The 26813-nt window shown below is 67.2% G+C and carries 28 protein-coding genes and 1 pseudogene; 18 read left to right on the top strand and 11 right to left on the bottom strand.

Features of this window, described 5'->3' with window-relative positions; all coding sequences use genetic code 11:
• Nucleotides 1-235: 235 nt before the first annotated feature.
• The gene (locus FA89_RS17810; protein ID WP_036142849.1) at nt 236-940 is read right to left on the bottom strand and encodes a YggS family pyridoxal phosphate-dependent enzyme; all 705 of its coding nucleotides are present in this window, start codon (nt 938-940) and stop codon (nt 236-238) included.
• Nucleotides 937-2379: a M20 family metallopeptidase gene (locus tag FA89_RS17815; protein ID WP_036142852.1), complete on the bottom strand. Its 1443-nt coding sequence runs from the start codon at nt 2377-2379 to the stop codon at nt 937-939. The genes FA89_RS17810 and FA89_RS17815 overlap by 4 nt, the downstream gene beginning before the upstream one ends.
• Nucleotides 2380-2572: 193 nt before the next feature.
• Here FA89_RS17815 and FA89_RS17820 point away from each other — a divergent pair, with 193 nt between their 5' ends.
• The 3 genes from FA89_RS17820 (at nt 2573) to FA89_RS17830 (ending at nt 4015) form a co-directional block, all read left to right on the top strand.
• Complete coding sequence (locus tag FA89_RS17820) at nt 2573-2899, top strand: helix-hairpin-helix domain-containing protein (RefSeq protein WP_036142855.1); 327 nt, start codon at nt 2573-2575, stop codon at nt 2897-2899.
• 94 nt (nt 2900-2993) lie between these two features.
• Nucleotides 2994-3455 carry an SET domain-containing protein-lysine N-methyltransferase gene (locus tag FA89_RS17825; protein ID WP_036142858.1) on the top strand — a complete coding sequence of 154 codons (462 nt, stop codon included), beginning with the start codon at nt 2994-2996 and terminating at the stop codon, nt 3453-3455.
• A 17-nt stretch (nt 3456-3472) separates the two neighbouring features.
• On the top strand, nt 3473-4015 hold the full coding sequence (locus FA89_RS17830) for a GNAT family N-acetyltransferase (RefSeq protein ID WP_036144757.1): 543 nt from the start codon (nt 3473-3475) through the stop codon (nt 4013-4015).
• Here FA89_RS17830 and FA89_RS17835 read toward each other — a convergent pair.
• The 4 genes from FA89_RS17835 to FA89_RS17850 all read right to left on the bottom strand — a co-directional run bounded on the left by FA89_RS17835 (nt 4012) and on the right by FA89_RS17850 (nt 8479).
• Nucleotides 4012-4920, bottom strand: coding sequence for a hypothetical protein (locus FA89_RS17835; protein WP_036142861.1), 909 nt, complete (start codon nt 4918-4920; stop codon nt 4012-4014). The genes FA89_RS17830 and FA89_RS17835 overlap by 4 nt on opposite strands.
• Nucleotides 4917-7163: a M1 family metallopeptidase gene (locus tag FA89_RS17840; protein ID WP_036142864.1), complete on the bottom strand. Its 2247-nt coding sequence runs from the start codon at nt 7161-7163 to the stop codon at nt 4917-4919. The genes FA89_RS17835 and FA89_RS17840 overlap by 4 nt, the downstream gene beginning before the upstream one ends.
• A gap of 88 nt (nt 7164-7251) precedes the next feature.
• Nucleotides 7252-8109 (bottom strand): 2OG-Fe(II) oxygenase, encoded by an 858-nt coding sequence (locus FA89_RS17845; RefSeq protein ID WP_051938931.1) that lies wholly within the window; start codon nt 8107-8109, stop codon nt 7252-7254.
• An 88-nt stretch (nt 8110-8197) separates the two neighbouring features.
• Nucleotides 8198-8479: a GIY-YIG nuclease family protein gene (locus FA89_RS17850; protein WP_036142866.1), complete on the bottom strand. Its 282-nt coding sequence runs from the start codon at nt 8477-8479 to the stop codon at nt 8198-8200.
• Between the two features lie 15 nt (nt 8480-8494).
• Between FA89_RS17850 and FA89_RS19455 the strand changes: the two genes are divergently transcribed.
• Nucleotides 8495-9568, top strand: a complete 1074-nt coding sequence (locus FA89_RS19455) for an aminotransferase-like domain-containing protein (protein WP_051938934.1) — start codon at nt 8495-8497, stop codon at nt 9566-9568.
• Nucleotides 9569-9592: 24 nt separating this feature from the next.
• Here FA89_RS19455 and FA89_RS17860 read toward each other — a convergent pair whose 3' ends face one another.
• Entirely contained in the window at nt 9593-10438 is an 846-nt protein-coding gene (locus tag FA89_RS17860; RefSeq protein ID WP_051938936.1) for a tRNA threonylcarbamoyladenosine dehydratase, read from the bottom strand.
• A 65-nt stretch (nt 10439-10503) separates the two neighbouring features.
• On the opposite strand from FA89_RS17860, the gene FA89_RS17865 reads away from it, so the two are divergent.
• The 4 genes from FA89_RS17865 to cqsA all read left to right on the top strand — a co-directional run bounded on the left by FA89_RS17865 (nt 10504) and on the right by cqsA (nt 14759).
• Nucleotides 10504-10893: a hypothetical protein gene (locus FA89_RS17865; RefSeq protein WP_036144764.1), complete on the top strand. Its 390-nt coding sequence runs from the start codon at nt 10504-10506 to the stop codon at nt 10891-10893.
• 3 nt (nt 10894-10896) lie between these two features.
• Nucleotides 10897-12294, top strand: a complete 1398-nt coding sequence (locus tag FA89_RS17870; protein ID WP_036142869.1) for a sensor histidine kinase — start codon at nt 10897-10899, stop codon at nt 12292-12294.
• Nucleotides 12291-13331 (top strand): response regulator, encoded by a 1041-nt coding sequence (locus FA89_RS17875; protein ID WP_051938940.1) that lies wholly within the window; start codon nt 12291-12293, stop codon nt 13329-13331. Before FA89_RS17870 ends, FA89_RS17875 begins: the two co-directional genes overlap by 4 nt.
• 162 nt (nt 13332-13493) lie before the next feature.
• Nucleotides 13494-14759 (top strand): alpha-hydroxyketone-type quorum-sensing autoinducer synthase, encoded by a 1266-nt coding sequence (cqsA, locus tag FA89_RS17880; RefSeq protein ID WP_036144767.1) that lies wholly within the window; start codon nt 13494-13496, stop codon nt 14757-14759.
• A gap of 8 nt (nt 14760-14767) precedes the next feature.
• Here cqsA and FA89_RS17885 read toward each other — a convergent pair whose 3' ends face one another.
• The 3 genes from FA89_RS17885 to FA89_RS17895 all read right to left on the bottom strand — a co-directional run bounded on the left by FA89_RS17885 (nt 14768) and on the right by FA89_RS17895 (nt 17196).
• Nucleotides 14768-15625 carry an alpha/beta hydrolase family protein gene (locus FA89_RS17885; protein ID WP_036142870.1) on the bottom strand — a complete coding sequence of 286 codons (858 nt, stop codon included), beginning with the start codon at nt 15623-15625 and terminating at the stop codon, nt 14768-14770.
• 79 nt (nt 15626-15704) lie between these two features.
• Entirely contained in the window at nt 15705-15908 is a 204-nt protein-coding gene (gene cspE, locus FA89_RS17890; protein ID WP_036111837.1) for a transcription antiterminator/RNA stability regulator CspE, read from the bottom strand.
• Between the two features lie 1078 nt (nt 15909-16986).
• Entirely contained in the window at nt 16987-17196 is a 210-nt protein-coding gene (locus tag FA89_RS17895) for a cold-shock protein (RefSeq protein ID WP_036111834.1), read from the bottom strand.
• Nucleotides 17197-17523: 327 nt separating this feature from the next.
• On the opposite strand from FA89_RS17895, the gene FA89_RS17900 reads away from it, so the two are divergent.
• The 3 genes from FA89_RS17900 to FA89_RS17915 all read left to right on the top strand — a co-directional run bounded on the left by FA89_RS17900 (nt 17524) and on the right by FA89_RS17915 (nt 19976).
• Nucleotides 17524-18009, top strand: a complete 486-nt coding sequence (locus FA89_RS17900; RefSeq protein ID WP_036142872.1) for a hypothetical protein — start codon at nt 17524-17526, stop codon at nt 18007-18009.
• Nucleotides 18010-18182: 173 nt separating this feature from the next.
• Complete coding sequence (locus FA89_RS19460) at nt 18183-18764, top strand: EF-hand domain-containing protein (protein WP_051938943.1); 582 nt, start codon at nt 18183-18185, stop codon at nt 18762-18764.
• A 141-nt stretch (nt 18765-18905) separates the two neighbouring features.
• Nucleotides 18906-19976 (top strand): phospholipase A, encoded by a 1071-nt coding sequence (locus FA89_RS17915; RefSeq protein ID WP_036142874.1) that lies wholly within the window; start codon nt 18906-18908, stop codon nt 19974-19976.
• Nucleotides 19977-20160: 184 nt separating this feature from the next.
• Here FA89_RS17915 and FA89_RS17920 read toward each other — a convergent pair whose 3' ends face one another.
• On the bottom strand, nt 20161-20643 hold the full coding sequence (locus FA89_RS17920; RefSeq protein ID WP_036142876.1) for an FKBP-type peptidyl-prolyl cis-trans isomerase: 483 nt from the start codon (nt 20641-20643) through the stop codon (nt 20161-20163).
• 188 nt (nt 20644-20831) lie between these two features.
• On the opposite strand from FA89_RS17920, the gene FA89_RS17925 reads away from it, so the two are divergent.
• The 7 genes and pseudogenes from FA89_RS17925 to efpL all read left to right on the top strand — a co-directional run bounded on the left by FA89_RS17925 (nt 20832) and on the right by efpL (nt 26813).
• Nucleotides 20832-22826: an acetyl/propionyl/methylcrotonyl-CoA carboxylase subunit alpha gene (locus FA89_RS17925; RefSeq protein WP_036142878.1), complete on the top strand. Its 1995-nt coding sequence runs from the start codon at nt 20832-20834 to the stop codon at nt 22824-22826.
• A gap of 13 nt (nt 22827-22839) precedes the next feature.
• On the top strand, nt 22840-23739 hold the full coding sequence (locus FA89_RS17930; protein WP_036142881.1) for a hydroxymethylglutaryl-CoA lyase: 900 nt from the start codon (nt 22840-22842) through the stop codon (nt 23737-23739).
• 62 nt (nt 23740-23801) lie between these two features.
• Nucleotides 23802-24287: pseudogene (locus FA89_RS20725) on the top strand (GNAT family N-acetyltransferase); the annotation flags it as partial.
• 150 nt (nt 24288-24437) lie between these two features.
• Nucleotides 24438-24773, top strand: coding sequence for a GNAT family N-acetyltransferase (locus FA89_RS20730; RefSeq protein WP_255349648.1), 336 nt, complete (start codon nt 24438-24440; stop codon nt 24771-24773).
• Nucleotides 24770-25339, top strand: a complete 570-nt coding sequence (locus FA89_RS17940; RefSeq protein WP_036142884.1) for a GNAT family N-acetyltransferase — start codon at nt 24770-24772, stop codon at nt 25337-25339. Before FA89_RS20730 ends, FA89_RS17940 begins: the two co-directional genes overlap by 4 nt.
• Nucleotides 25340-25433: 94 nt before the next feature.
• Entirely contained in the window at nt 25434-26201 is a 768-nt protein-coding gene (locus tag FA89_RS17945; protein ID WP_036142887.1) for an SDR family oxidoreductase, read from the top strand.
• A gap of 48 nt (nt 26202-26249) precedes the next feature.
• Entirely contained in the window at nt 26250-26813 is a 564-nt protein-coding gene (efpL, locus tag FA89_RS17950; protein WP_036142890.1) for an elongation factor P-like protein EfpL, read from the top strand.

Genomic DNA, 26813 nt, shown 5'->3' on the forward strand with positions numbered 1-26813 from the left:
CGTGAAGTTAAGCCGCCGTGAAGGTGAGACGACCGTGAACGAGTGGTGAAGTTACCAAACGACGACGGCCTTGTTGTTGGCATAAAGTTAAAAGCGGTCAGTCCTAGGAAACATTCATACAATTCGCACAAAAATGCGGGCTGCGAGACGGAAACCTGAACACATAGAAGCACTTGGCTTCACGTATGTGAGCATGAAATCACGTAATCGGCCCTCTGACGGGGGCTGGACGCCATCAGGGCGTGTAGGTGCGAGCCCCGAACAAGGCGCTGCCAACACGTATTTCCGTACTGCCTTCCGCGATCGCCAGGGCGAAATCGCCACTCATGCCCATGGAAAGCCGGTCCAGCGTGTGGCCCGCCTGACGGCCCGTCTCGCGGCACGTGTGCAACGTACGGAAACACTGCCTGACCACGGCCTCGTCGTCGGACGCTTCCGCCAGGGTCATCAGGCCACGGACGCGCAACGTGTCGAAGGCACGCAACTGGTCCAGGAAAACGGGCAGCGCTTGCGGGGCCAGCCCGAACTTGCTCTCTTCCCGGGAGGTCTTCACCTGCACCAGAACGTCGATCGCCCTGCCCTGCGCCTGCAACGCCTTGTCGAGCGCTACGGCCAGGTCGAGGCGATCCAGCGACTGCACCTCGGTCACCAGGCGTGCCACCGGCTTGGCCTTGTTGGTCTGCAAGTGGCCGATGACGACCCAGTCGAGGGCCTCGGCAGCCAGTTCGGCGGCCTTGGCCTGGATCTCCTGGACCTTGTTCTCCCCGAACCGGCGCAGACCCTGGGCGATGGCCTCGCGCACCACGTCGGCACCGAACGTCTTGCTGACCGGCAGCAGGGTGACCTCCGCCGGATCGCGCCCTGCTGCCGTGCACGCGGCGGCCACGGCACCACGCACGCCCGCGAGGCGATCCGCGAAGGTGCCCGCAGCGTCGGTCATGCCCTCGAGGCTTCCTGGAAGTGGCGCGCGACCACATCGGCCACCACCATGCTCACCCGTTTGCCCGTGGGGATATGCAGGAATTCGTTCGGGCCGTGGGCGTTGGAATGCGGCCCCAGCACACCGGTGATGAGGAACTGCGCCTGCGGGAACTTGTCCCCGAGCATGCCCATGAACGGGATGCTGCCGCCTTCGCCCATATACGCGGCGGGCGCGCCGAAGTAATGCTGCGACGCCTGCGCCACGGCATCCTCCAGCCAGGGCGAGAGGGCGGGCGCGTTCCAGCCGCTGCCATCCTTCTCGAGGTCGAAGCTGACCCGGGCGCCGTAGGGTGGATCCTTCTCCAGCAGCTGCTTGAGGAACGCGCCGGCCTCCGCCCCCGAAAGGGTCGGCGGCACACGGAGGCTCAGCTTCACCGACGTCTTCGGGCGCAGCACGTTACCAGCGCTGTCCAGCGGAGGCATGCCACCCACGCCGGTCACCGCCAGCTGCGGCCGCCAGGTGCGATTGAGCACGAGCTCGCTCAGGTCGGTGGCCGCCGGTTGCATGCCTTCGACGAAGGGAAACTTGTCGTAGATGGCAGTGCCCAGGACCTCGGCGGAACGGCGGGCCTGCTCGATACGCTGGGCCGGGATCTCGACATACAGCTCGCGCGGCACGATCTCGCCGGTCTGCGGGTTTTCCAGGCGGCTGAGCAGGTCGCGCAGGATGCGGAAGCTCGACGGCACCACACCCGATGCGTCACCGGAATGGACGCCTTCCTCCAGGACCTGCACGGTCAGGTTGCCGCCCGTCATGCCACGCAGCGACGTGGTCAGCCACAGCTGGTCGTAGTTGCCGCAGCCGGAGTCGAGGCAGACCACCAGGGCCGGGTTGCCGATGCGGTCGGCCAGGTGATCGACGTAATGCGGCAGGTCGTAGCTGCCCGATTCCTCGCAGGCCTCGATCAGGATGACGCAGCGGGCATGCGGCACGCCCTGTTCGCGCAGCGCCAGCAGGGCGGCCAGCGAGCCGAAGATGGCGTAGCCGTCGTCCGCGCCGCCACGGCCGTAGAGCTTGTCGCCTTTGATCACCGGCACCCACGGACCGAGGTCCTCGGCCCAGCCCGTCATCTCCGGCTGTTTGTCGAGGTGGCCATAGAGCACGACGGTTTCGTCGGTGCCCTTGCCGGTCACGCCCTGCGCGGGCACGTCGATGTAGATCAGCGGCGTGCGGCCTTCCAGGCGCACCACCTCGAGCGTGGCGCCTTCGAAGGCCGGCAGCTTCGCACGCGCCCAGCGCGCCATCAGGTCCACCGCCTGGTCCATGTAACCATGTTCCCGCCACTGCGCGTCGAACATCGGCGACTTGTTGGGAATGCGGATGTACTCGACCAGCTGCGGGACGATTTCCGCATCCCAGAGGGCACTGACGAAGGAGGTGATGCGCGAGGTATCCATGGCGGGCGGCTTCAGGTGGGCAAGCGGCGATTGTAACAGCGCCGACGGAACGGCCCTTCGCGCCGTCGGCGAGGGCGTCGGGCAGGCGCAGCGAACGCGTACGCCACGGCACCCACCACGCCGGTTCGCGCGCGGGCGGGCTCGCCGCACAGTGCCCGTGCGTCATGCGACGCGCCATCGAAGGAAACACACCGTGAACCGTCTCATCCTCGCCCTCGCGGGCCTCATGATCTCTTCGTCCGCCTTCGCCTCCACGCCGGTGAACGTGAATACGGCCGACGCGCCCGCCCTCGCCCAGTCGCTGGATGGCGTGGGGCTGGCCAAGGCGCAGGCCATCGTGGCCTGGCGGGACACCCATGGCCCCTTCGAATCCGCCGACCAGCTCACCGAGGTCAAGGGCATCGGCCAGGCGCTGGTCGACCGGAACCGCGAGGCCATCCAGGTCGACGGCGGCAAACCGGGCAAGAAGCCCCGGCCGGCCCGGGCCGCGCGCGCCAAGGGCGTCGACGCCGACGACTGAGCCCGACCTTACGCCGCCGGCGGAACGCGCTACACTCGCGCCCCATGCCGGCGGCGCTTCAGCCCTGCCGACGGACCTGGGGCCAGATGATCCGATGATCGTGCCGCGTTACCGCATTGCCGCCTCCGCCATTCCCGGCGCCGGCAAGGGTCTTTTTCTCGACGAAGCCGTTGCCGCCGGTCGCATCGTCACCGCGCCCGACGCCATCGATCGCACCCACCGCTGGGACGAGATCATGGCGTCCGCCTCCCTGTCCGCCGACCTCCATGCCGCCGCTCGCTGGTTCGAGGACCGCTACACCGTCTCCCCCGAGTGGCCCGACGAGTGCTACGTCAACCACAGCTTCGAACCGACCGGGCTATGGCACCTGGGCTTCATCTTCGCCGCGAGGGATCTGGTCCAAGGCGATGAAATCACAGTGGATTACCGCCACCTGCTTGCCCCCGGCCAGGAAGAAAGCTTTAACGACGCGGCAAGTGGTGAGAAAATAACCGGCTTGTCCTGGCACGAAAGCCTCACACGCTCGACGCGTGCCCTGGCCGCCCTGCTCGGCTGACTCCCTTGGTCACCTCCATGCCCCTATCCGATATCCCCGTCCTGGAAACGCCGCGCCTGCGGCTCACCGCCCTTACCGAACAGCATTTCGACGACTACGCGCGCATGCTCGCGGATGCCGAAAGCACCCGGTGGATCGGTGACGGCCAGCCTCTTGACCGCATGAACGCCTGGCGTTCCATGGCCATGCTGCTGGGTCACTGGGCCCTGCGCGGCTGCGGCATGTGGGCCATGGAGCTGAAGGACACCGGCGAATTCATCGGCCGCGCCGGCCTGATGAAGCCCGAAGGCTGGCCCGACCTGGAACTGGGCTGGATGCTGAAGCCCGAGCACCGCCACCATGGCTACGCGACGGAAGCGGGTGAAGCCATCCTCGCCTTCGCGTGGAACCAGATGCACGCCCAGCGCGTCATCAGCCTTGTGCGCATCGGCAACGAGGCCTCCGACCATGTGGCCGAGCGGCTGGGCGGCGAGCACATCGACAACATCGATTTCCTCGGTGGCGCCACCCACCTTTTCGCCTACTACCCACCCCATCGCGAACTGCGTCGCGCCAGCTAGGTCCGCGCGGGAAAGTCGGTACGCCGGCGGCGCTGCAGGTTCGTGCCGGCCAGGCCGGCCAGCGCCAGCAGGCGTGCGGTACGCATCCAGGCGATCACCGCCACGCCCAGCTGCACGACCAGAAAGGCGATGAACCACTCCCCGCCCACGGCCACCGCATGCCCGCGCCACGCGGCGATCAGGGCGGCCACACCCGCGCCCGGCACGGTGATAGCCAGGTACACCGACAGGCTGGCGAACGGCCGCCGCGCAAACTGCGCGACACCGCGCACAAAGGCGAGCAGCGACGAACGCAGCCCGGCATCGGCGATGAACTGGGCGCGCGCCGACTCGACCAGGGCCTGCGCGATCACGAAACCGAGCACGGTCAGCGCGAGGGCACCGTCCTGGTAGAGGTCCGCCGTCGACGGCAGCAACGCCGCCTCGACGCGCTCGTCCGCAAGCGATGTCACACCCTGCGAAAGCAGCACGACCAGGCCATAGGGAATCAGCGAGAGCGGCAGCAGGCGCAGCATCCGCCCGTACTCCGCAGCGCCGCCTTGCAACAGGGCCCCGAAGCCCAGCGCGCGGCCAGCACGACCGCCGGCCACTACCATGCCCGTCAGGAACGGGGAAAAGGCCAGTGTGAGGATGGCGCCCGCGGCGAAGGCCGAGCCCGTCCAGGTACTGCGCTGTACCGTGGCGACGGCATCGGCGAAGAACAGGCCGTCAAAGTGGCGCGCCCAGGCGCCCGCATGCACCGAATGTCCGGTCATGTCGTCGAGGACGCTCCACAGCGGCAACGCCACGACCAGCGTCGGCAGCAGCGTGATCGCCATCCACAGCAGCATCAGCCGCCATTGCAGGCCGCCGATCGCACCCAGGCCCAGGGCCGCTGCGGTCGAGCGTTTGGTACGGGCATTCATAGGGTCACCAGGAAAGCGTAGAACCCCTGCAGCAACGCCGCGACGTCGGCGCTCCAGCGATGGGAAGCGGCGTGGTCGGCCTCGACGGTGCGGCTGTCGTTGAGCTTGTTCGCATCGAGGTAGAGGGTGCGCTCCGGGTCCAGCTCGGCGGAAACGCCCTTGGCCGGCCGGGTGAAGACGAAGCGGGCCCAACGCCGCGTGTCGTCCCAGCGCGCGGTTTCCACGCCGCCATCGGCAAAGGTGACCTTGAGTGTCTGCGGTACCGGGGCACCGTCGCGCCAGAGGGTCACCGTGGTCTTCCACGGGAATGGGCCCAGGCCCTTCGCCGCACCGGGATGGGCCTTTTTCCAGGCGTCTCGTTGGCGCTCGATGGCCGCGTCGTTGTCGTCGGTACTGGTTTCCACACGCTTGCCGTCGACCAACGCCGTACCGGCCAGCGGCAGCACCTCCTCGCTGGCAATGTCGCTGACGCGGTCGTCGATGCGGTCGGTGCCGTAGACGTACTGGTCGAACACCTGCGCCACCACGGCCGGCTGCCCCGTCGAGGCCGACAGGGACGCCTGCAGGTCGCCGATCGACGGATGACGGAAGCGCCAAGTGGCGTAGTAATCCTTGAAGGCCTTTTCGGTCGCCGCCTTGCCCAGCCGTTCCTCGAGGTCGTGCAGGGCGGTGGCGGTACGCGAATACACCGTGACATACGTGCCGCTGGACAGGCGATCCCATGAGTTCGCGCCCAGCGCATCGGCCGGTCGCGACAGCATCGCCGTCATCCGTTCGAGCATGAATACCGGCAGTGCCGGCTCGACGCCGAAGAACCGCCACAGCGGCGTGGTCAGGTACACCGGCTGGTTGCGCGCGCGCAGCATGCGCTCGTCCCAGTATTCGTTGAGGCCTTCGTCGAGCATCGGCTCCTCGAACTCGTTCGAGGCGATCAGCCCGTAGAAGTAGCCATGGCCGAACTCGTGCACGGTGACGAAATCCAGCATGTATTCGTCGATCGTCTTCGCCGGCACGCGGGTGTAACTGTCCGCGGTGAAGAAGGTGGGGTATTCCATGCCGCCCGCCTCGTCGGCGTTGAACGGCGGCACCACGGCGGTTACGGTCTTGTACGGATACGGGCCCAGCGTGGACGAAAACCAGCCGAGCGCATCGATGGTGGCCTTGAGCACCGGCTTCGCCGTGGCCGCGTATTCAGGTGGGTAGATCACGCGCACCTTCACCGTCGGGCTGCCCGGGCCGCGCCATTCGCCGTCCATCGTCCGGTAGCCGGGAGCGGCCATCCAGGCGAAATCGTGCACGTCGGCCTGGATGAAATGCCAGATGAGCGCGTCGCCTTCCGGCACCGGCTCCCCCTGCTGTTCGCCGGTGGCACCCACCACGTAGCCCTTGGGCACGGTCATGTGGACGTCGTACTCGCCGAAGTCGGCGTAGAACTCGCTGTTGAAATGGAACGCGTGCACATTCCAGCGCGGCGCCGTCGCGCCGCGCTCCCCGGCCAGTTCGAGCACGCCGATCTTCGGGAACCACTGCCCCACGAGATGGAACGAGCCGACGTAGCCGGTGCGCTCGATCACCCGCGGCAGCTGGCTGTGGAACGACATGTCGAGCGTGACGCTGGCACCGGGCGCCACCGGCCGGGCCAGGTCGACCCGCACCACGGTGTGGTCCGTCGTGGGGCCACCATCCGGGTGCACGTAGCGCCACGACAACGCGGCGCCGTCCTGCTCCACCCTGCCCAGGTCGATGTACCCCCATTCACCCTTCTTCACCTCGGCCGCACCGCGCGAACCGCCGGCACCGGCGAGCACGTTGCGCTCGGTGAAGAACAGGCTGCCTTCCCCTTCGAAGGCATTCAGGTACAGGTGCAGGAACACCGACGACACCGGACGATCGCTGCGGTTGCGCCAGGTCAGCTGCTGCCGGCCGTCCACTGTGTGCTTTCCCGGATCGAGCCGCGCCTGGATGCGGTAGGACACGACGCGGTCGGACAGCGTGGCCTCGTCCCCCTTGCGTGGACCGCCCCACGCCTCGGGTGCGCTGGGCGTGCGGATGAAGCCGGCATGTGGCGATGCGAAGGGAATCTCGACGGGAAGCTGCGGCGCCGCGGCAACGGTGCTGGCGGAGGCTGGCACGGGCGGAGCGACGGGCGCGACGGGAACGGCATCCTGCGCCCATGCCCCGGCGAGACCGAGCAGCGCCACCGCTGCGACACAACGAACCACCCTGGCTGCCTTGCGGCGCATCGACCACCCTCCCCTGCAATCCGGAAAGATTGCGGGCTGGGGCCTTCATGCCGATATAGGCCAGAGGTCACGGTGCACGCCCATGCGATCAGCCGGGGAACGGGCGCTCGCGCATCCACTTGGTGACGATCCATTTCTCGCCACGGATCACCGGCGCGCCGCCGTGCAGCGACAGCACATCGAGTGCCCCGTCGGCGTCGGTGTACTCGAAATACAACGCCTGCCCCTTGCGCGGCACGTAGCTGAAGTCGATGCGCGGGAAGATGGTTTCCCCGCCTGCTTCGACATCCGCCAGGTACATGATCAGCGTGGATACCCGCTGGCCGCCTTGCCGCAGCGGAACCTCGCTGCCCTTCTCCTCCGGCGGGAAATAATCGAAGTGGGGAACGTATTCGCCACCGACGCCGTAACGCATCACCTGCAGGCCTTCACCGTGCTCCTCGCTCAGGCCCATGATGGCTGCGGCCCGTGCATCGATACGCTGGATCAGCGGATTCTCCGACCGCTGGAAGAACGCGCCTTCGCTCGTGCGGATATCCATGACGGTGTTGGCCCCGGATTCCGGCGAGACCACGGCGGAGCGTTCCAGGCGAACCTGCGCCATGTGCGTCAGCTGCTCGCACTCCGCCTCGTCGAGCACCCCGTCGAGCAAGGCGACCACGGGCCGCGCGATGCGCAACAGCACCCGGATATCGCGGTCGGGGGTGTGCAGGATGTGGCCCTGGGCAAGGCGCGAGACGTGGGGCGTGGCCGACGTCGACGGCTCGGCGACCGGCCCGGCCCCGCCGAACAAGGCATCGGTGATGGCACTGCGGGCGATACCGGTATCGAACTGGTGGTCGCGCATCGTGGCCAGGATATCGGCCGGCGCATTGCCCGCGGCGAGCGACTCGGCGATCCAGCGGTACCAATCGGGCGTAACCCTGGTGTGCTTGCGCGTCTCCATGTGCGTGGAGCTCCCTGGCGAATGATCGTGAACAGTGTGCCTTTCCGGCGCCGAAAGTGCATCGTACGCAGCGTGAAGACGCCTGCGCTCAGCCAGCCGGATCGGGCGGCGATGCGACCAGCCATGCCAGCTTCTTCGCTCGCGGCAACCGTTTCACCACCCACTCGGCCCGTGAGGCCTCGGCCCGGTCGGCGAACGGCCGCGAGCCGAGCAGGCGCACGGGCGGATTGGCCCGGGTATAGCGCGCGCCCTTGCCGGCCACATGCGCCGCATAGCGGGCGTCCAGGTCGTTGGTGATCCCCGCGTACCAGGCGCCGTTGCGGCATTCGATCAGATAGACACACCACATGCCGCGTAGCGTAACCGGCATGCCTACAATCGGGCCATGCATCCGTCCTACGACCTGGCCGTGAACTATCCCCTGCGAACCCCGGTGGCCGCCCGGCTGGCCGAGGCACTGGCCCACGCGACCTTGGACCTCGACACGCTGGCCTATCCCGATCCGCAGGGCTCGGCACCGACCCGCCAGGCGATCGCGCAGTGGATGACCCGTATCGGTGGGCACGCCACCGTCGATCCCGGCCACCTCGTGCTGACCCTGGGCGCGCGCCACGCGCTCTGGCTGGCGCTGGCGTGCCTCGTCGCCGAGGGGGAGGCGTCGACGGTGATGGTGGATACCCTTACCTACCACGGCTTCCGCGACCTCGCGTCGGGCATGGGAACCCGATGTGTCGATGTCGCCATGGACGAGCACGGCATGCTGCCGGATTCACTCGACGCCGTGGCGGCACGTTCGCACAGCCGCGTCGTGTACGTGCAGCCGACCCTGCACAACCCGACTACCCTCACGCTGCCCCTGCAGCGGCGCCTGGACCTCGCCGCGGTGGTGGAGCGACGGGGGCTGTGGATCGTCGAGGGCGACGTGTACAGCCACCTGGTGCACGACACGGGCGAGGCACTGCCGCCGTTCGCCACCCTGTTGCCCCAGCGCACCCTGCATGCGGGCGGCGTCGGCAAGCTGCTTGGCCCGGGCCTGCGCGTCGGCTGGCTGCGACTACCGAATCCGGCGCTCCTTGCGGCGTGCGTGGAGCCGCTCCGCCGCGCCACCGACGGCTTGCCGGGATGGCTGCCGGCCGTGGTCGCCGGCTGGATGCGGGATGGCACGGCGCTGGCGCTGAACCAGGCCCTGCAATCGGCGATGCGGGAGCGTGCGGCCCTCGCACGCCAGGTCGTGGGGCCCGACCTGGTGACCTCCGGCGCCAGCCTGCATGCGTGGCTGCCCTGCGCGGATGCGGAGGCCTTCAGCGAGCGCCTCCTGGCACGGGGGGTCAGGGTCGGTAACCCGGCCGGGTATGGCGATCCATCCACCCGTGCCACGGGGGTGCGCATGTGCCTGGGGGCCGAGGAGGATATCGGCCGGCTGGAGGTGGCGTTGGGAATCGTTGGAGGGTGTCGTTAGGCCGGTTTCGCACATCGTGCGCTCCTACCCCTGCGCGGGTGAGGGCGGGCCGTTTGGGGATGGGATGGCGGTCAGCTTTTCGAGGGCCTTGCCTACGGCGGCGAAGGCGAAGGCGCCGGTGACGTGCGTGGCGGCGCCCAGGCCGCCGCCGCAATCGAGCTTCACCGCGTCGCTGCCGGCGGGTCGCACACCGCAGACGCTGCCATCGGGCTGCGGGTAGCGCACATTTTGCAAGGAATACACGGCGGATACGCCGAAGAAGCGATCGGGGTTGCGTGGGAAGCCGTGCTCCTGGCGGAGCTTCTTCCGGATCATGCTGAGCATGGCGTCGTGCTCGGTACGCGAAAGGTCGCGCACGCGCACCTGCGTGGGGTCGGTGCGGCCGCCCGCCGCGCCCACCGTCACCAGGGGCAGCTTGCGGCGGCGGCACCAGACGATGGTCTCCAGCTTCACCTTCAGGGCGTCGCAGGCATCGATCACCACGTCGTAGTTGCGGTCCAGCAACTCGTCCAGGCTTGACGGCGTGAGGAAACGCTCCATGGCCTCGAGCCGGATCGTCGGGCTGATCGCATGCGCGCGTTCGGCGATGACGCCCACCTTGGGCCGGCCGTACTGGCCATCCAGCGCGTGCAACTGGCGGTTGGTGTTGGACAGGCAGACATCGTCGCCATCGATCAGCGTCAACCGGCCGACTCCGCTGCGCGCCAGGGCTTCAGCCGCCCACGAGCCCACACCGCCCACCCCGATGACGCATACGTGCGCCCGGGCGAGGCGGTCGAGGCTGCCGCGCCCGTACAGGCGCTCGATGCCGGCGAAGCGTTCCGCCTGTGCGGTACCCACATGATTTCCAGCAGAAAGGACTGTGCTCATGGTCTCATATTGAAAGAACGGAGCCGTCAGCTATGCTGACGACCGTGCCAGGCCAGGGATCCCCCATGCGTGCGTTGCTCCTCGTCATCCTCGGCCTCGTGGTCGGCGCGATGGGCGCGACCTTCGCGCTGTCCGCCCTGCGCCAGGGCACGCCGTTCCACAGCGGCGTCATGGCCGTGATGCAACATCGCATGGGAGTACTGCGAGCCAACGTGCGGGCGAGGCAGTGCGATGCCAAGGTGTCGGCCGGGCAACTGGCCGCCCTGCGCGTCTCCGCCAGCGATATCCGCGACGCCTTTCCCGACATGGATGCCCCCTTCTTCGCCGCCGGCGACGCCTTGGGCCAGGCCGTGGATGCGGCGCGTGCCACCGCACCGGTCAGCTGCGACGTCCTGGCCACCGTCCTCAAGCCCATCGGCGATGCCTGCCAGGCCTGCCACCGGCAGTACCGCTGACCCATGACCGACGCCGGACCCACCATGGACACGCCCACCGACAAACCAGCCGGGCCGCAGGGCTTCCTGCGCATGCGCTGGTGGCTGCTGGTACGGGCCATGGCACGTTTCGAAACCACCATGTTCCTGCGCACGCGCTACTCGCAGCCGAAGATGGTGGCGATCGGCGTCGTCGGCAGTTTCTGCCTTGCGGTCTATTACCCGGTCTGGGCCTACCTGTTTCCGCAGCCGTACGAAAACCTGCCCATGCGGCTGGCCTGCTGCGCCACGTTCATCCCGCTCGCGCTGCTGCCCTGGTGGCCACGGCGCCTGCGTACCCAGCTGCCGACCTACTGGTATTTCGCGATGACGGTCGCCATGCCGTTCTTCGTCGGCTACATGACCTTGCGTAACGCGACCCCGGCGTGGCTGATGACCCACCTGGCCTGCGTCATGCTGCTGATGATGCTGTTCGACCTGGTCAGTTTCCTGCTGGTGTTTTCCGTGGGCAGCGTGCTGGCCGGCCTGGTCTTCGTGCTGTCGCCGGAAGCCCACTTGCACACCCGCACCATGCTCGAATACATCCCCCTGTTGCTGTTCGGCATGGTCGGCGGGGCTACCTGCACCGTGTCCTCGACCATGGCGGAGCAATCGCGCATCGATGCCCTCACCGCCGCGTCCAACAACATCGCGCACGAGCTACGTACGCCGTTGGGCTCGTTGCGCATCGCGGCGCGCGCGGTGGCTCGCTACATGCCCGACCTGATCCGCAGCCACCGGCTTGCCGAGGGCGAAGGCCTGGCCGTGCCGGAAATGCGGGCGCAGAACCTGCACGCACTGGAGCGAAGCATCGGGGTGATGGAGCGCGAGGTCACCTACGCCAATACCATCATCGACATGCTGCTGCTGTCGGCAAGGCCGATCGGCGAGGTGCCCTTGTCACGCCTCCAGGCCCGCGATTGCGTGGAACAGGCCCTCCGGCGTTTTCCTTACGGGTCGCGCTCCGAGCGAGATCGCATCACCCTGTCGCCCCTGGGCGACTTCCCCCTTTACGGCGAAGAAAGCCTGGTGGTCCACGTGTTGTTCAACCTGCTGCGCAATGCACTTTTTCATACCGATCGCGCGGGCAAGGGCGAGATCCGCGTGTTCATCGAACCCGCCGAAGGCGTCAACCGCATCCGCGTGCACGACACCGGACCGGGCATCCCTGCGGACGTGCTTCCCCGTGTTTTCAACCGGTTTTATTCCTATTCCAGCGACAGCGCCGGCACCGGCGCCATCACGGGCCTTGGAATAGGACTCGCTTTTTGCCGCGCGGCGATGGAGCATATGGGCGGTGGCATCGCATGCCGTACCGAACTGGGTGAGTTCACCGAATTCACCCTGACCTTCCCGCATTCGGAACCCGGGGACCGGCAGTGACGACGTTGAACGCACAGGGCGACATCCAGCCTTTCCATTTCCCGACGACCACCGTGCTCGTCGACGACCACGAGGAATACCTCGACGTGGTCCCGCTCCTGCTCGACCCCATGGTCCGGGTGCGCACCTTCAGTTCGCCGCGCAGCGCGCTGGCCACGCTGGGCAACAACGGCAGCCGGCCGGTGCCCGGGGGCGGCTGGCTTTACCGCTGGAAGGACCGCCCCTCGGAAACCCAGGAGCTGGTAGCCCTGGACATCGACTCGATCCACCGCGTGGTCTACGACCCGGAACGCTTCGCCGAGATCTCGGTGGTGGTGGTGGACCAGGCCATGCCCGAGATGGACGGCATCACCTTCTGCAAGCGCCTGCCCAACCCGCACATCGGCAAGATCCTGCTCACCGGTCGTGCCGACGACGCCACGGCGATCGACGCCTTCAACTCGGGCGTGATCGACCGGTTCATCCGCAAGAACGATCCCCTGGCTATCGAAAAACTGCAGACCGCCATCGTCGAACTGCAGCGCCGCTACTTCGACCGCGCCAGCGCCTTCGTGGCCGAGACCCTCGCCCTGGGCAATTTCCGCTTCCTGCGCGACCCGGCGTTCCGCGAGGTATTGCAGAGCGTCACGGCCACGTTCCAGCCGGTGGAGTGCTACGTGCACTGCAACCCGACCGGGCTGCTGCTGGTGGACGCCTGGGGCATCGGGCGTTTTCTGCTGGTGCAAACCGACGAGGACCTGCGCACACACTATGAAATTGCGGCAGATCTGGGGGCGCCCGGCGCCGTGCTGGATGCCCTGCGCAGCGGCGACGCCCTGCCCTGGTTCAATTCGCGCGACGGGTTCTACCACAAGGGCGTGGAGCACCCGGAAAACCACATGTACGCAGCCACCGCGGTGTCCGGCGAGCAGTGGTACTACTACGCCCTGATCGACGAAGTCGAACGCTTCCGCCTGCAGCACGTCAAGTCGTACCGCACCTGGCTCCGCGAGCAGGACCTGAGCCTCGCCGCCGACAGCCGGCCCCGATTCATCTAATCGCGTTACCGTCCCCGGTCTCTCTGGCATTGCCAGGGGCCGGAGGACTTCCCCTCCTTTGGTCTCTCTCGTATTCGCGCCCGCCTGGGCGAGGCTGGCGCGCGCGTCGTTCGTGGTGAACGACGACGCGTTCATCGCCCATGACATCACAGAGAGATGACCATGGAAAACGTTTCCGTTCTGCACCGCGTTACCCGGGCGCCCGCGCTTCCCGCTTTCGTAGCGACGCGGGTCGCTCGATTTCACAACGAACGTGTCGCCATCGACTGGGGCGGCCGTCACATTTTGCGAGGTCGCCGCCCCGAATCCGGCGACCTGATGCTCCAGAGCAACGATTACCTCGCCATCGCCGGCCATCCCACGATCGTCGAGGCCCAGCGCGATGCCCTGGCCGCCGGCGGTCTGGGCATGATGATGTCCGCCCTGTTCCAGCAGGATGCCGACCAGCCGTTGCACCGTGTGGAGGCGGAACTGGCCCGGGCGGTCGGCAGCGAGGACGGCATCCTCGCCCAGTCGGGCTTCGCCGCCAATGTCGGCTTGCTGCAATCCATCGCGGGCGAACGGGTGCCGGTGTACGTGGACATGCTGGCGCACGCGTCCTTGTGGGAGGGTATCCGCAGCGCGGGAGCGAAGGCGGTGCCGGTACTGCACAACGATGTGGGCCACCTGGAGCGCCAGGTGCTGCGCCATGGGCCCGGCGTCGTCGTGGTGGATGCGGTGTACAGCACCAACGGCAGCATCGCGCCGCTGGAGGCGATCGCCAACCTGTCGCAGGCGCACGGCTGCGTGCTGGTGGTCGACGAATCACACTCGCTGGGCACCCACGGCAGCCGCGGCGAAGGACTGGTCGCCAGCCTGGGGCTCAACGACCGCGTGCATTTCATCACCGCCAGCCTGGCCAAGGCGTATTGCTCACGTGCAGGCTTCGTCGCCTGCACCTCGCGCTTCAAGGACTACTTCGGGTGCGAGGCGTTACCAGCGATCTTCAGCTCGTCGTTGCTTACTCATGAACTGACCGGCCTGTCCGCGGCCCATCGGGTCATCCAGACCGAGGGCTGGCGGCGCCAGCGCTTGCGCCAGATCACCCGTCGCGTCCGCGCGGAACTGACCGAACTGGGTTACCCGATCGCCGACGGCACCGAGCAGATCGTGGCCTTCGAAGCCGGACAGGAATTGCTGACCGGCAAGGTCCGCGATGTCATGGAGCGCCACGGGGTGTTCGGTTCGGTCTTCAGCGCACCGGCCACCACCGTCAACCGCTCGCTGCTGCGCCTTACCCTCAACGCGGGCATGAGCGACGACGACGTCTCGCGGCTCATCGAGGTATGTCGCGTCGCCCGGGATGCCATGGACGTGCCGGCATGGAGCGCGTCACGCCGTGCACGACGGGACGGCGAGCGGGAGGTGTCCACCTCCGAAGTGGCCTGACGACAGGTTCATAACCCCTCAGCGATCCGGCACGCGATCGCTGAGGGCGCCTTCATCCAGGTGAAGTGATCCGCCGCCTGCCCGTCCAGGTCCACCGGGGACACCAGGTGGACCTGGCTTGGCGCATCCGGCATCTTGCCCAGCAGGAATTCCAGCGACGCCGCGGGGGCCAACCAGTCGTCGCGGAGCCGCAGGGCCAGCACGGGCGCCGACTGTCGTCGCAGTGCGGCTTCCAGATCGACGCGAAGACCCTTTGCCGAATACGTGCCTTTACGCCCGCTGCGCGACCAGTCGGCGATGACCCCGCGCGCCTCGTTGCCGCCGAAGCCGATCCGCCGACCCGGCAGTCGCCCGACCAGGTTCGCGAGGGCGGGAGCCGCGATGTAGGCAAGCACGACCCAGGATTTGAAGCGTCGCCAGTACGGCGCCCCGCTGCCGACCAGGACCACGCCCGCCGGTGGCTGGATCGCCATGGCCGCCAGGAGGCAAGCCAGCTGACCGCCGAGGCTGTGCCCGCCGACGTGGACGGGCACGTCCGGTACCGAGCGGCGCAGGGCCGCAAGGCTGGCCGGCAGGTCGTCGCCCAGCAATTCGCGGTAACCCCAGTTCGCGCGGCGCGATGCGCGTCGGTCGCTCGAGCCCAGACCGCGCCACTCATGCAAGGCGACGGCTACCCCACGTGCCGCCAGCGCACGGGCCAGGCCGTCGTAGTGACGCGCGCCGACACCCATGGCGGGCAGCCAGAGTAGCGCCGCACGAGGCGGGGCCGAGGCCGGCCGGTAGATCAGGAGGTCCGCCGATGCGCCGTCCGTCATGCGGAGGGGCTGGGACGAGGTGACGATGTCGGGTGTGCTGTCGTCGGTCATACAAAAAACCCTCCCGGCGCGAAGCACCGGGAGGGTCAAAGTCATGCAGGAACGGGCGGCGCGAGGCAGCCCGAGGGCATTACTTCGGAACGACGTTGTCAGCCTGCGGGCCCTTCTGGCCCTGGGTCACGGTGTATTCCACCTTCTGACCCTCGGCAAGCGACTTGAAGCCGTTGCCCTGGATGGAACGGAAATGCACGAACACGTCCGGACCACCCTCATCCTGAGTGATGAAGCCAAAGCCCTTGGCGTCGTTGAACCACTTCACAGTACCAGTTGCCATCACACACACCTCTATCCAACACACTAAAAACCCGACTCGGCGAGCCGGCGACTTACTGGGCATGCTGGACCGGGTGAGGCGATGAGCGTGGATTACGCGCTTACATCGGGTCACTCGCGTAACCGCGCAGACTCAGTGGGGTCGATCATAACCGTATTTTCGCGAAGTTCTGTAGGGGAACCCCTACATGGGACGAATTTTTGACGTCTATCACGTGATTTGGGTCGAAATCTTGGGAAAAAATGACTTTGTGAAGGGCTCTGGAGGGGGTGGGCTCGCCTTTGGCATCGCGTTGGGCCTTGGGCCGCGGAGCAAGAGCCGGCGGGTGCCACCCTCGGGGCCACGCCTGCGGCGACCCGGAGGAAAGGCCGCTAGCGCGGCCGTGTATCTGGTTCGCGCACATCGTGCGCTCCTACGCGCGGCCGTTTATGGATTGCCCTACGGGCCTGGGTCGGGCTTCGAACGGGGGTTTCCGATTCGTGGGTAGGAACGCTCGCTTGCCTGGTGTGCACAGCATCGATCGCCTTAGGTGTGTCGAGGGTTCGCGCACGTGCGTGCGCTCCTACCCCCCAGACAGCAGATCACGCGTTGGATATGCAACATCCGGCCCTACCCGTGGGGTAGGAGCCCACGATGTGGGCGAAAAGCCAACAAAGCGGCGACGCCCTACCCTGCACGTCTGCGACCGCTCGCGTCACAACCTGCCTCAGTCTCGGGAAGAGCCGGCGGGTAGCCCCCTCGGGGCCGGTAGCCGCAGGCGAGGGCTTCGAACGGACAAGGCCGCGTAGCGGGGCCGGCCAGGACGGCCGGCCATTTTCGCTGAGCCATGGATGGCGAATCGAAAATCCCCGTTCGAAGCCCGACCCGGGCCCGTAGGGCAATCAATAAACGGCCGCGCACGCGGCCCTTCATTGACGGGTCTCCGCAGGCGTGGCCCCGAGGGGGCTACCCGCCGGCTCTTGCTCCAGTGCCCAAGGCTCCAAGGCTAAACGCGATGCCGAAGGCGAGCCATTCGCCCACAAAAAAAGGCCGGGCGTCGCCGCCCGGCCTTTCTTATGCAGCTCGGATATCCGAAGGCTTAGGCCTTCTGGACTTCCTCAGCCTGCAGACCCTTCTGGCCGTTGACGACCTTGAAGGAGACCTTCTCGCCTTCGGCGAGGGACTTGAAGCCGTTACCCTGGATGGCGCGGAAGTGCACGAACACGTCCGGGCCGTTCTCACGGGAGATAAAGCCGAAGCCCTTGGCGTCGTTGAACCACTTGACGGTGCCGATTTCACGATCCGACATAGAAACACTCCAAACAATTTTTACGAATAAAACCGGCAACTTGAAATAGCTGCCGCCTAACTGGTGTGCAAGGAAACGCGAGGAGCGAAGCGATGTTGCGGATACGTGATCAGCTGCATCGGGTCAAACTAACTCTATGACCCCGGCAAACACAGTCCGGCGACTATACAGCGCCATGTCACAAATAGCGATGCCGCTCAGGCCGCATCCGTGGTCGGCTCACTGACGTAACTTTCACGGCATCGGCGCACATGCTTGCGGGCGGTCGCAAAAGCACAGCGATCTCACCTACCATCCGCTCACGTTCTAACCAAGGGGGACCGCTCCATGAACCACTCCAGCATCCGACTCGTTCCGCTTCTCATCGGCGCCCTGGCGTTGGCGGCATGCGCGGATCACAACGCCAGGACGACGTCGGGCAACACCCGCACGACCGTGTCCTCGACACCTGCGAGCAGCTCGTCCAGCAAGCCGCGTGTTACCTCCCCCACGACCAGCGGATCGACCTCCCGGACGACCAGCCGCACCGCGACCGCCACCAAGGACGCCCCGTTGCCCGACAGCACGGGTATCGCCGCCTGTGACGAATACCTGGCCAGCTACAAGAGCTGCCACCTCGCCGCCGGCATCTTCGCGCGCGACCAGATCGACAGCCGCTACGACATGATGCGTACCAGCCTGCTGCGCCAGTCGCAGGACCCGGACATGCGCGGTCAGCTGGGTGCGCGCTGCGCGTCGCTGGCCAGCCAGTTGAAGGATGCACTGCACGGTAAGTCGTGCGCCGACACGCCGGCTCCCGCCTCCACGCGCTGAGTTCTCGGGAGTCACCCACCATCGCCGTGCACGTCCTGTCGGATAGGCGTGACGGCGCGGTGCAGGGCCTTTCGTAGTTGTGCCGCCGTTAAATCTCTCCTTGGTAGCGTCGGCAACGATGCTGCGGATCGACGATCCGTGGCGATCTGACCACCGTTACCAAGGAGGCTTATATGAAGACGCATATTCGCGCTGCCGCACTGGGCGCTTCGTTGTTGCTGGCCGGTGCCGCTTTTGCACAGGACGTTCCGCCGCCGGGCCGCGTGCCGCCTCCGCCGGCCGGTGAAGCCACGCCTCCACCGCCGCCGCCGTCCGATACCGCACCGGGCACGATGCAGCAGCAGGATCCGGCCATGCCGCCGCCCGCCGCCAATGCGCCGCCTCCGCCGCCCCCGGGCGACATGCCGCCGCCGCGCCCCGGTGATGCTCCGCCGCCGCCCCGTCCGGGCGATGCCCCGCCCCCGCCCCCGCCCCCGCCGGGTGGCGAAGCCGGTGCGATGGAACGCTCCATGCACGCACCGCAGGGCGCTGGCCAGGTTGTGGTGAACAGCAGTCCCGCACCGGCCAAGCCGTCGGGTCCGGCACCGGATTTCGCGACGCTCTCGGGCGGCAAGAGCTCGATCAGCCCGACGCAGGCTTCGGCTTTCCCGCTGCTGGCTAACGACTTCCAGTACGCCGATGCCAACCGCGACGGCCGCGTCTCTAAGGCCGAGTACCAGAAGTGGGTGACCAAGTCGGGCGCGAGCGGCCAGTAAGCACGTTCTATACCGCGCGCAGGAAACGGCCCGCATGTCGGGCCGTTTCCTTGAGTATTCGCGCACATGCACGTTTTTCACATTTGTCACGGATACACTTCCGCTTGCCGGGCAGTCACCGGCTCAGGGAGTCTCCGTACGATGAAACGAATCCACGCCGCCGCCGGCGCCTTCGGCGCTTACGCCTGTCTGCAGGCGAGCCTCGCCTTTGCGCAGAATCCGAGCCCGATGGATATTCGCGCCTGCTCGGGTATTGAAACCGACTCGCAGCGGCTGCTCTGCTACGACAAGGCGGTGGGCCGACCGAACATGACCACGGCGGCGAAGAAGGAAGATCCCAAGGGTGAATCCCTGAGCGTCGATCTGGCCACGCGCAATTCGGGCGACGTACCGCGTCCTCTGTCGCTGCTGGACAGCCGCTGGGAGCTGTCGCCCGAGAGCAAGCTGGGCACGTTCAACCTGCGTGGTTACAAGCCGACCTATGTCCTGCCGTTCTTCGGTACGAACAAGCAGAACACCACGCCACACACGCCCGCGCCAGACCACACCGTCACGACGCCGCAGAACCTCGACAACGTCGAGGCGAAGTTCCAGATCAGCATGAAGACCAAGGTGGCCGAGAACCTGTTCGGCGACAACGGCGACGTGTGGGTGGGTTACACGCAGTCGTCCCGCTGGCAGGTATACAACAAGGACAACTCGCGTCCGTTCCGCGAAACCAACTACGAGCCGGAAGCGTTGCTGGTGTTCAACACCAACTACAACCTCTTCGGCTGGAACGGCCGCCTGGCCAGCATCGGCATCAACCACCAGTCCAACGGACGCGCCGACCCGCTGTCGCGCAGCTGGAACCGCGTGGTGGCCGACATCGGCCTCGAGCGCGAGGGCTGGGTCATCATGCTGCGCCCCTGGTGGCGCATCCCGGAAGCGCGCAAGGACGATGACAACCCGGATATCAAGGATTACATGGGCCGCGGCGAAATCACCGTCGTGCACGAGGTGGGTCGCCAGGAGTTCTCGCTGACCGGCCGCCATTCGTTCCGCACGGGCGACCGCTCACACGGCTCGCTGCGCGGCACCTGGAGCTTCCCGGTGGTGAACAACCTGCGTGGCTACGTGGAAGTGTTCAACGGGTACGGCGAAAGCATGATCGACTACAACCACCGCGCGACGTATCTGGGCGTGGGTGTGTCGTTGCTCGACTGGTATTGAGTCTGCGGGTGGCTGATTCGCGCACATCGTGCGCTCCTACCAAGCGTCGCGTGTAGGAGCGCACGATGTGCGCGATCAAATCCGCGCCACATTCGGTGTAGGAGCGCACGACGTGCGCGATCCCGACGCACGCGACCAAACCAGGCCGAGGCGCGCGATACGCGCACGCCCCGCCCCATCACCCTCAGTGCTGGTGGCCGCCCGCGCCGTGGACATGGCCGTGGGCCAGTTCGTCCTCGGTGGCATCGCGCACATCGGTGATCTCGACGGCGAAGTGCAGCGTCTGGCCGGCGAGCGGGTGGTTGCCGTCGACGGTGACGTTGTCGCCCTCGATCTTGCTGACCGTGACGTTGATGCTGCCCTGGTCGTTGCGACCCTGGAACTGCATGCCCGGCTGGAGGTCTTCCACGCCCTGGAACGCCGCGCGCGGTACCACCTGGATCAGTTCCTCGTGGCGGACGCCGTAGCCTTCCTCCGGAGCGACGTCGACCTTGAACTGGTCGCCGACCGAACGGCCTTCCAGCGCTTTCTCGAGGCCAGGCACGATATGGCCTTCGCCATGGATGTAGGCCAGCGGCTCGCGACCGTCCGAGCTGTCGACGACGTTGCCCTGGTCGTCGGTCAGCGTGTAATGGAAGGAAACGGCGTGGCGGTTGGCGATCTGCATGAAATTCTCTCGCTGGGAGGGGGAAAGGGAAGACATGAAGGCGCCTTCCCGAACCCTCAAGGCTAGGCGACCCGCCGCCCGCGTGCAAATCCACGGAATCGGAGCATGCTGCGCCGCAACCCTTCCCCGCACCGCGATCTGCTAATTTTTCCGCTTTTCCCCACCCTGTCCAGCTCGCCGGGAGCCGCATGTTCGAGTGCATTCTGATCGCCAACCGCGGAGAGATCGCCTGCCGCGTGATCCGGACCTGTCGCCGCCTCGGCATCCGTACGGTCGCGGTGTATTCCAGCGCCGACGCGGATGCCCAGCACGTACGGCTGGCCGATGAGGCCTGGCCGATCGGGGGACCGCGGCCGGCCGAGTCCTACCTGCGTGGCGACGCGATCATCGAGGTAGCCCGGCGCAGCGGCGCCCAGGCCATCCATCCCGGCTACGGTTTCCTCTCTGAAAACACCGATTTTGCGCGTGCGTGCGCCGCCGCCGGCATCGTGTTCATCGGGCCGCGCCCGGAGAGCATCGACGCCATGGGCTCCAAGGCGGCCGCCAAGGCACTGATGGAACGTCACGCGGTGCCGCTGGTGCCCGGCTACCACGGTGCGGACCAGGCTCCCGACCATCTCGCCGACGAGGCCGCACGCACGGGCTTCCCGCTGATGATCAAGGCCGCCTCGGGCGGCGGTGGCAAGGGCATGCGCATCGTGCACGATGCCGCCGGGTTCGCCGAGGCGCTGGCGTCCGCGCAGCGCGAGGCGGCCAACGCGTTCGGCGATACGCGGGTGATCCTGGAGCGTTACGTCGAACATCCGCGTCACATCGAGTTCCAGGTGTTCGGCGACACCCACGGCAACATCGTCCACCTCAACGAGCGTGAGTGTTCCGCGCAGCGGCGCTACCAGAAGGTGCTGGAAGAAACACCGTCGCCCTTCCTCGACGAGGCTCGCCGTGCACGCATGGGTGCCGCCGCCGTGGCCGCCGCGCGTGCCGTGGATTACGTAGGCGCGGGCACCGTTGAATTCATCGTGGGCCAGGACGGCGAGTTCTTCTTCATGGAGATGAACACCCGCCTGCAGGTGGAACATCCGGTCACCGAAGAAACCCTCGGGCTGGACCTGGTGGAATGGCAGTTGCGAGTGGCCGCGGGCGAGCCCCTGCCGCTGGCCCAGCAGGACATCCGTGCCGAAGGCCACGCCATCGAGGTGCGGCTGTACGCGGAAGACCCCGAGGCCGGCTTCCTGCCCGGCTCGGGCAAGCTGCTTTCGCTGACCCTGCCGCAGGCGTCGCGACACGTTCGCCTCGACGGCGGCGTGATCGCAGGCGACACCGTGACCATCTTCTACGACCCGATGATCGCCAAGCTGATCGTCCACGACCGTACCCGCGCGCAGGCGCTGGAGCGACTGCGCGAGGCACTGGCGGCCACGGACATCGTCGGCCCGAAGTCGAACGTCGCCTTCCTCGAACGCCTCGTGCGCCATCCCGTGGTGGTGGAAGGGCGGATCGACACCGGTTACCTCGACCGCCACCTCGACCAGTTCCTCGTCGGTGACGACCAGCCGGCCGACATCGAACGGTTCGCCGCCGCCACCGCGGTGCTGCTGGCCGACGAAGCCGGCGCCACCGGGGCCGCCGGCGATCCCCACTCGCCCTGGGCACAGGCCGACGCCTGGCGCCTCGGGCATCACGGCAAGCGCGTCGTCGCGCTCATGCAGGGCGACGTACGCCACGAGATCGAGGCGCACGGCCACGACGGCGCCTATGTGCTGCGCGAAGGAGAGGCGTCATGCACGGTCGCCGGCGCACGGCGGAACCATGGCGTCTTGTCGGCCCGTTTCGACGGCGAGAGCCGTCGCGTGCCCCTGGCGGTCGACGGCGATCGCGTCCGCCTGCACGACGGACAGGGCCGCCGCTGGACGTTCAGCCGCGCACCGGCCTATGCCTGGGCCGGCGCCGCATCGGCCGGTGCGCGCCACCTCGCGGCACCGATGCCGGGCCGCGTGGTGCTGGTGCGTGTGGCCGCGGGCGACGTGGTGGAGGAAGGCCAGGAACTGATGGTGATGGAGGCGATGAAGATGGAGCTCGCCTTGAAGGCGCCGCGTGCCGGCACCATCGAAAGCGTCTCGGCGGTGCAAGGCGATTTCGTCGACGCCGATGCCGTGCTCGTCCGCTTCGCCGAACCCGCCTGACCGGAACCCTTCCATGACCGCATCCAACCACGTCCGCATCGTCGAGGTCGGGCCACGCGACGGACTGCAGAACGAAAAAGCCATGCTGGCCGCCGAAGTGAAGATCGCGCTGATCGATCGCCTCTCCGCGACCGGACTGGTCACCATCGAAGCCACCAGCTTCGTCAGCCCGCGCTGGGTACCCCAGCTGGCCGATGCCGCAGAAGTGTTCCAGGGCATCCACAAGGTGCCCGGCGTGGTCTACCCCGTGCTGGTGCCCAACCTGCAGGGATACGAGCGCGCGCGCGCGGTCGGCGCCACGGAAGTCGCTGTGTTCACCGCCGCGTCGGAAGCGTTCAACCAGAAGAACATCAACGCCTCCATCGATGCGTCGATCGATCGCTTCGTGCCGGTGATGGAGCGGGCCCGCGCGGACGGCGTGGCCGTGCGCGGCTACGTATCCACCGTGCTCGGCTGCCCCTACCAGGGCGAGGTGCCGGTGGCCGACGTGGTCCGTGTCGCGCGTCGCCTGCACGAGCTGGGCTGCCACGAAGTATCGCTGGGCGACACCATCGGTGTCGGCACGCCCGCGAAGGCGCGCGCGATGCTTCGCGCCGTGGCGGCGGAGGTGCCCATGGCGTCGCTCGCCGTGCATTTTCACGATACGTACGGGCAGGCGCTGGCCAATATCCTCGCCTGTCTCGAGGAAGGCGTGCGCGTGGTGGACAGCGCAGTCTCGGGCACTGGCGGCTGCCCCTATGCGCGCGGCGCCACCGGCAACGTGGCCAGCGAGGACGTGATCTACATGCTGCACGGCATGGGCATGACCACGGGCGTGGACCTGGACCGCCTGGTCGAGACCGGCGCCTGGCTGGCCGGCCAGCTGGGCAAGGCAACCGCCAGCCGCGTGACCCGGGCCCGCACCGCGGTCTGATGGCCCGGCACTTGCCCACCACACGGTTGGCGCTTCCGCCGCCGTTCGGGCAGCATCGGGGGATGCCTGCCGACTACCTCATCCGCCCCATCGAGCCCCGCGACGATGCCGACATCGCCGCGGTCATCCGTCATGTCATGCCGGAGTTCGGTGCCGACGGGCCGGGCTTCGCCATCCACGACGCCGAGGTGGACGCGATGACCGCCGCGTACGCGCGGCCACGCGCGGCGTACTTCGTGGTGGACAAGGGCGGTCGCGCCATCGGCGGCGCCGGCATCGCGCCACTGGAGGGCGGTGACGACGAAACCTGCGAACTGCGCAAGATGTATTTCCTGCCCGAGGCGCGCGGCATCGGTGCCGCGTCCAACGTCATGCGCGCCTGCCTGGATGCCGCGCGGCGCGCCGGCTTCTCGCGCTGCTACCTGGAAACACTGACCGGCATGGATGCCGCGCAGGCGGTGTATTTCCGGCACGGCTTCACGCGCATCGACGCCCCCATGGGCGGCACGGGCCATTTCAGCTGCGACCGCTTCTTCCTGCGCAGCCTCAACGACGGCGACCTGATCGTGGCGCCGAAGCCGCCGTCGCTGGTGTTCGGCATCGACGATCCGGGCAAGGACGACGTGCTGCCGCTGATTGAACAATTGCACGGCTACCTGTCCGATCTCTATCGCCATCCCCTGCCCCAGGCGGTCGGCGTGGAAAATCTCCGTCGGCCCGACACCACCTTCATGACGGCGCGCGTGGACGGCCAGCCGCTGGCCTGCGGTGCCTGCGTAGACCAGGGCAGCTATGTCGAACTGAAATACATGTACGTGGTACCGGCCTGCCGCGGCATGGGCCTGGGCAAGCAGATGCTGGAAGCGCTGGAGAGGCAGGTGCGCGCCGGCGGCGGTACACGGGTGAAGCTGGAAACCGGCGTGGCACAGACCGAATCGATCGAACTCTACGAGCGTTCGGGCTACCGTCGCTGCCCGCCCTTCGGCGATCATCACGCCAACCCGTCCAGCATCTTCATGGAAAAGCCCCTGTGATACGTATCGCCCACGAGGCCGACGCCGCTGCCTGCCATGCCATCTACGCGCCCGTGATCGAAGGCAGCGCGATCACCTTCGAGACCGAACTGCCCGGTGTCGAGGCCATGCGCGGCCGCATCGCCGCACGCATGGCCAGCCACCCTTGGCTGGTGTGGGAGGAAAATGGCACGGTGCGGGCCTATGCGTATGCGGGACGCTTCCGCGAACGCGCTGCTTACGACTGGGTCGCCGAAACCTCGATCTACGTGCACGAGGACGCGCGTCGCCGCGGCATCGCCCGGCGCCTGTACGGTGCACTGCTGGACGCGATGCGCCTGCAAGGCATCAATCAGGCGGTGGGCGTGATCACGCTGCCGGGCGATACCAGCGTAGCCATGCATGCGTCGATGGGCTTCACACCGGCCGGCGTCTGGCCCAGCGCCGGTTACAAGCTCGGCCGGTGGTGGGACGTCGGCGTGTGGAGCCTATTCCTCAGCGCGACGGAAAACCCGCCGTCACCCGTCATCCCGTTCGCCGCCCTGGTGGCGTCGGGTCGCATGCAGGCGTTTCTCGCCGAACGCTGATCGCATGCACCGGGCCGTGTGCTCCCGCACAACGCCAAGCCGCGGTGCCTCGGCTAAGATGGGCCTCTTTGCCAGTCGCTTCCGCGGAGTTTCCATGCAGCTCGAACAGGTCAGGGCCGTCATTACCGGCGGCGCATCCGGTCTCGGCCACGCCGTTGCCAAGCGTCTCGTCGAGGCCGGCGCGAAGGTCGCGCTTTTCGACGTCAACGAGGAAAAAGGCCAGGCCGCCGCCGCAGCGCTGGGACCTCAGGCATCGTTCCGCCGCACCGACGTCACATCGGAAGACGGCGTGGTCGCCAACATCGCTGCCGCCAGCGAGACCATGGGCGGCCTCAACGCGGTGATCAACTGCGCCGGCATCCTGGGCGCGGGCCGCGTGCTGGGCAAGGAAGGCGCGATGCCGTTGTCCACCTTCAGCACCACCGTCATGGTCAACCTGGTCGGCAGCTTCAACGTGGCCAAGGCGGCCGCGCAGTTGATGCAGGCCAATCCGCCCGGCGACGACGGCGAGCGCGGTGTCATCATCCACACCGCTTCGGTGGCCGCGTACGAAGGCCAGATCGGCCAGGCCGCGTATTCCGCCTCCAAGGGTGGCGTGGTCGGCATGACGCTGCCGATGGCGCGCGAGCTGGCCCGTTTCGGTATCCGCGTGAACACCATCGCGCCCGGCATCTTCTGGACGCCGATGGTCGACGGCATGCCGCCGCAGGTGCAGGAGTCGCTGTCCGCGTCGATCCCGTTCCCGTCGCGCCTGGGCAAGCCGGAGGAATTCGCCGACACGGTGGCCTTCATCCTCGCCAGCCGTTACCTCAATGGCGAAACGATCCGGCTCGACGGCGGCGTCCGCCTCGCTCCGAAGTAATCCCCTCCCTTCACCCCACTCCATTCCACGACATCGAAGTCGAACGCCATGAAAGCATCCGAAGTCAAAAAGGGTAACGTCGTCGAGAACGACGGCACCGTCTACCAGGTCCGCGACATCGAGCGCAGTGCGCCGTCGGCGCGCGGCGGCAACGTCACGTATCGCTTCACGCTGTATTCCATTCCGGGCAACCGCAAGTTCGACCTGAGCGTTCGCGCCGACGACGAACTGAAGGAAGTCGCGCTGGAGCGCCGCCAGGCGAAGTTCTCCTACATGGATGGCGACGCGTTCGTCTTCATGGACGACGAGGACTACACCCAGTACACGCTGGACGCCGCCGTGGTCGGCGACAACGCCGGCTATGTCGTGGAAGACCTGGAGGGCTACTACATCCAGGTGATCGACGATGCGCCGGTGGGCCTGCAGGTGCCGACCTCCGTGGTGCTCACGGTTACCGGCACCGCGCCCGAGATGAAGGGCGCCAGCGCCACCAAGCGCTCCAAGCCCGCCACGCTGCAGACCGGCGTCGAGATCCAGGTGCCCGAGTACATCACCACCGGCGAGAAGGTCACGGTCAACACGCTGACCGGCGAATTCGCCGGCCGCGCCTAA

Origin of the sequence: Luteibacter sp. 9135 (assembly GCF_000745005.1) — a bacterium.
In the GTDB taxonomy this organism is placed as follows: Bacteria; Pseudomonadota; Gammaproteobacteria; order Xanthomonadales; family Rhodanobacteraceae; genus Luteibacter.